General features: G+C 54.3%; 4 protein-coding genes. 2 read left to right on the top strand and 2 right to left on the bottom strand.

What is annotated here, in order from left to right; genetic code table 11:
* The coding region (locus tag WIT60_RS16795; protein ID WP_339581920.1) for an IS1595 family transposase at positions 1-921 on the bottom strand (921 nt) is incomplete at its 3' end.
* 115 nt (positions 922-1,036) lie between these two features.
* Between WIT60_RS16795 and WIT60_RS16790 the strand changes: the two genes are divergently transcribed.
* Together WIT60_RS16790 and WIT60_RS16785 are read left to right on the top strand one after the other, a co-directional pair.
* Positions 1,037-1,720, top strand: coding sequence for a hypothetical protein (locus WIT60_RS16790; protein WP_339584970.1), 684 nt, complete (start codon positions 1,037-1,039; stop codon positions 1,718-1,720).
* A 142-nt stretch (positions 1,721-1,862) separates the two neighbouring features.
* Positions 1,863-2,330, top strand: coding sequence for a hypothetical protein (locus tag WIT60_RS16785; protein WP_339584969.1), 468 nt, complete (start codon positions 1,863-1,865; stop codon positions 2,328-2,330).
* A 659-nt stretch (positions 2,331-2,989) separates the two neighbouring features.
* On the opposite strand, the gene WIT60_RS16780 is transcribed toward WIT60_RS16785, so the two are convergent.
* Positions 2,990-4,077, bottom strand: a protein-coding gene (locus WIT60_RS16780; protein WP_339582359.1) for an IS3 family transposase whose coding sequence is annotated in 2 segments (ribosomal slippage) — positions 2,990-3,825 and positions 3,825-4,077 — 1,089 coding nt in all. Because the reading frame shifts where the segments join, the coding sequence is not laid out codon by codon here.
* Between the last annotated feature and the right edge of the window lie 62 nt (positions 4,078-4,139).

The raw sequence follows: 4,139 nt of genomic DNA, 5'->3' as shown, positions 1-4,139 counted from the left end.
TTCCTTGATGGGCTTTGCTCTCACGACGTCGACGATGAGACTTGCGACCAGACCACGCAGATCGAAGCGGCGGTTGAACCTGTAGGCGAAGCCAGCAAGGTAGTGCTCGGCGTACTTGCGGTAGTTCAGGGCATGGAAGGCTCCGGCCAACGTGGTCTTGAGATTGCCCAGCACGGTGTTGACCCACTTGAAGCTGGGCAGGTCGCGCGGCTTGAGGGAGCCGACCACCATCGGGAGGTGAAGGCAACCGGCATCGGCCACCGCACTGAAGCAGGCCAAACCATCGCTGTGCACGCTGGTGCCCGGTGCCAGATTGGACTTGGCCCACTTGCTGATCGCTTCAGAGGTGAACCCTCTGACCACATTGAGCTTGATGAACATCGGATGCCCGTGATCATTGACCGAGACAGCCGCGACAAAGGGGACCTTGTTCTCGGAGCCCCGACCGACTTTGCCGCCTGTGCGCTCGCCTCCGAGGTAAGCGTCATCGAGTTGCACCGTGCCGCTGAGTTGGTGGGTGGCGTCTTGCGAGGCCATGGCCCGGTTGATCTTCTGATGCAACAGCCAGGCAGTGGGATAGCTCACGCCAAGCTGACGCTTGAGCGCCAGGGCAGACAGGCCGGTTTTGGCCTGACTGATGAGGTAGATGGCCAAGAACCAGGTCGTCAGGGGCAGTTTGGTGTGTGCCATGAGACTGCCTGCGGTCAGGGAGGTCTGATGCCGACAGCCATTGCACTGGAAGAGCTTACGGACACCGTGGCCGACCACATAGTGATCACTGCTGGAGCAGCGCGGACAGCGAAATCCCTCAGGCCAGCGCGCGGCCTTGATCGCTTCGGCGCACTGTGCCTCGGTGCCAAAGCTACGAAGGAATTCCGGAATCGACATGCCGTGCTGGAACTGAATCTGGTTGAAGGCCATGGTGCTCACCCCACTGTAAGAAGACCACAGATTAGTGAGTCACAAGCTCATGGGGTGAGCCTCGCTGAGGCAGGTTTCTAATCAGGTCCAGCTTTACCGCTTTTCAGAAGATGGAGTGGAGGGAATCGGCTGGGTTTTTGCTATTTTGGTCGGGGCATTGTTGCTCTTGCCTGCATTTTCATCGCAAAAAACTGAGTCAACACCCCCAATATCAACCGTTGCAGCCAGCCCAATAAGCAGTAACGATCGACTTGAGAAGGCAAAACAACGCGCCGAAAGATTGGCTGCGCGAGCTGTCGCTGAGGCCAGCGTGCTTCATAGAAGGCTGCCAATACTCATGGATTTGCCGCCCCTCCAATCGGCAGAGTTCAAGAACATAAACGCGCTAATGACCGATTCATGGTTGCAGTATTGCATTGCATACACTGGTTGCCTTTCGCTAATGACCGAATGGAAGAACAACAAGAACTTTATAAAAACTCCGGATTATTCAGTGGTTTGGCAGTTGGTCGTAAACGAAATGGTCAAAGCCGACGCAAAAAATGCCGCCAAGCATGGCCTTCAAGACAAGTTCAACATTGACAAGTCGATGGAATGGGCAAAACGCGACATGAACGAAGGTGAGCTTGCAATGAAAAAGTTTGTTGATCGGCTAGCTCAAAACTTCCCCGATCCTGATGCCCCACTGATTGAATTCTTAATGGCAAAAATTGGTGCACCTGCAGGTATTCGGCCAAATCTATCAATTGGCATTCAGAAATTCACAAAAGAAACACTTCAAAAGTTTTCAGCCCAATGAAAATGCCGTCTAACTGGGCGTTGCACGCGGACGCCAACATGGGGCATGGCTTCGCCATTTTATTGCCCCATGTTGGTACCCTCCGCCCTTCGGGCTCCGGCGCCGGTGAACTTGGGCGTTAGGCTTCTTGAATCGATAAAAAATGTCGCACCTTAACTTAATTGGCGCAACGGGAGAATATTTTGTATGCGCCGAACTGTGCAGAAAAGGCGTCCTCGCGATCCTTACCCCCAAAAACAACCCTCTTTTTGACATCGTGGCAACCTCGCTCGACGGCCAAAAAAGCGTAACGATTCAGGTAAAAACAAGGTCAATACAAAACAAGCTTGGCTGGCGACTTGGCGCAAAGTTCTCCGCAACAACACAAAATATAGATTTCGTCGTTCTCGTCAACCTTCTTGCGGAAGGCAGCCCCGAATATTACGTATACACTCACACCGAACTGGCCAAAAGAGTTGAATCCATCTACGCCTCGTATATAAGCCAACCCAAAAAAGACGGAATGCCTCGCAAAGATGTAGGCTTTCGCTGGTTCGACGAAAACTCATTCAGCACGGAAGACAAAAGTCGAAAGAACAATTGGAGCAAAATAATAGATAAGCTCCAATAGCTACAACAATCGCTGATATACAAGCATGTATGCAAAAATTCAGGTTCCACCGCATCGAAAAACCTTCCACTCCGCGCCCCAGCCTAACTGTCAGGTCAACGCGGACGCAACCAAGGGCCATGCCTTCGGCATTTTCATGGCCCTTGGTTGTGCCCTCCGCCCTAGCGGGCTCCGGCGCCGGTTACCTTGGTAGTTAGGCTCTCTTCGAGCAACCGCTATCTTGAACCGATAGACCTCATTCGGTCACACTTCAACAACCAAGAAAGAATGCGCTGGGTGCAATGGAGCTAGAACCGAAAAACTTAGGTATCCCGCTCTACAAGCGCGACAAATCAAAGCTCTGGTTTGCCCTCGCTAGTGTGGGTGTAGCATTCCTGTATCGCAAACCTAGTCAACCTTTGGATATCGCGCTTACAGCCACCATCGGAGGCTTAACAATCTGGCTTGCAATCGGTCCCGGCTTAATGGGCCTGAAAGCTCATAGGTCACCTTTGGTTCAAGGCGTTGTGTTCTTGCTGTGTGTCATTGGAGGCACTTTCGTCCTAGATCGAGGCATCCCTTGGCTCATCACCCTATTGAAGTAGCGCACTGCGAAAATGGAACAAGGCTTTTGCACACTCGGTAATCCCCCCCATTAACCAGAGCTCTGAGAAGTAGAGCTATGCGGCCATGGCCAACCGCTGCTTGGGGGTGATGCCGCCCAAGGCCATGTTTGGGCGTTCATGGTTGTACATCCACATCCATTGGGTGGCGTACAGCCTGACCTCATCGAGGTCTGTCCAATGGTACTGCGAGAGCCATTCGTAGCGCACCGTCCGGTTGAAGCGTTCGACATAGGCGTTCTGTTGCGGCTTGCCCGGTTCGATGTGCTCAAAGCGAATGCCCCATGACTTGGCCCAGGCTTCGATGGCTGCGCTGATGTATTCCGGCCCGTTGTCGCAGCGAATGACCTGCGGCTTGCCGCGCCAGGCTATGACCTGTGTGAGCGTGCGGATCACCCGCAGCGTGGGCAGCGAGAAGTCGACCTCAATGCTCAGTGCTTCGCGGTTGAAGTCATCGATGATGTTGAGCAACCTGAAGCTTCTGCCGTCCTCCAACTGGTCGTGCATGAAGTCCATTGACCACACCTGATTGATGGCCTCTGGTACCGATAGCGGCTGGGGCTTGTCGCGCACCAGGCGCTTGCGTGGCTTGATGCGCAGGTTCAGCTCCAGCTCCCTGTAGATGCGGTACACGCGCTTGTGGTTCCAGGCAAAGCCTCTGACGTTACGCAGGTACAGGAAGCACAGCCCAAAGCCCCAGTTGCGGTTGTTGTCCGTCAAGCGCAGCAGCCAGTCGGCGATCTCATCGTTCTCGGCCTGGTGCTTGGCCTCGTACCGATAACAAGCCTGGCTGATCTGGAAGGCCTGACAGGCCAGCTTGATCGAAGCGCCAAACTCTTGAACCGATCGTTGAGCCATCTCGCGGCGGCGAGATGGCTTCACCACTTTTTTGCGAGGGCCTCCGACACGATCTCGGCCTTGAGCTTTTCTTCGACGTACATCTTGCGGAGTCGGCGGTTCTCCTCTTCCAGCTCCTTCATGCGCGCCATCAGCGAGGCATCCATGCCGCCGAACTTCGAGCGCCACTTGTAGAACGTGGCCGTGCTGATGCCCAGCTCTCGGCACAGCTCCGGCACGGCCAAGCCAGCCTCCACGCGCTTGAGCGCATCAATGATCTGGCTGTCGGTGAATCGGGACTTCTTCATGGTAGAAATTTTCCTTCGAAAACTTCTACTTCTCACTGCGCTGGTTTTTCGGGGGGATTACC

Origin of the sequence: Aquabacterium sp. G14 (genome assembly GCF_037482285.1) — a bacterium.
Lineage (GTDB): Bacteria > Pseudomonadota > Gammaproteobacteria > Burkholderiales > Burkholderiaceae_C > Aquabacterium.
This window is presented reverse-complemented; position numbering and strand designations above follow the sequence as displayed.

Coding starts and splice junctions, on each gene's coding strand:
- WIT60_RS16785 (WP_339584969.1), top strand. CDS start 1,863: ATGTCGCACCTTAACTTAATTGGCGCAACGGGAGAATATTTTGTATGC.